The sequence below is a fragment of the Mesorhizobium sp. M7A.F.Ca.ET.027.02.1.1 genome (assembly GCF_004022985.1).
GTDB lineage: Bacteria > Pseudomonadota > Alphaproteobacteria > Rhizobiales > Rhizobiaceae > Mesorhizobium.
This window is the reverse complement of record NZ_RZOL01000920.1, coordinates 1-498: the sequence shown is the minus strand read 5'-3', so window position 1 is coordinate 498 and position 498 is coordinate 1. Positions and strand designations below refer to the sequence as shown.

Here is a 498-nt window from a genome sequence, read left to right as displayed (position 1 = left end):
CCTATGTCTCGACCGCCGGCGGCGCTTTCCTGGAATGGATGGAAGGCAAGCCACTGCCCGGCGTCGACGTGTTGAAGCGCTGAGGCTCCGAGGCGAGGCGATCAACACTCGGAGAGCGAACAAGGCCGCCCGAGGCATTCAATCGATTCGAGCTTTCCGATGCCATTCCTTTGGCGGTAGACTTCCGTTAAGCGCGGAACAACCGTTTCAGGAGAAGCAACAATGAGCGAACGTCTCGAAGACATTGCCGCCGCAATCGTCGCCGACGGCAAGGGCCTGCTGGCGGCCGACGAAAGTTCAGGCACCATCAAGAAGCGCTTCGACGTCATTGGCGTCGAATCGACCGCCGACAGCCGCCGTGACTACCGCGAGATGATGTTCCGCACCAGGGAGGCGATGACCCGTTACATCTCCGGCGTCATCCTCTTTGACGAGACGACCCGCCAGAAGGCCGCCGACGGCACGCCGCTGGTCGACATCATCAAGGCGGCCTTCTGG

At 61.6% G+C, this 498-nt stretch carries 1 protein-coding gene; it reads left to right on the top strand.

All coding sequences use genetic code 11. From position 1 onward, the window contains the following. Window positions 1-222: 222 nt before the first annotated feature. On the top strand, window positions 223-498 hold a 276-nt coding region (locus EN749_RS37015; protein WP_128365139.1), incomplete at its 3' end, for a class I fructose-bisphosphate aldolase.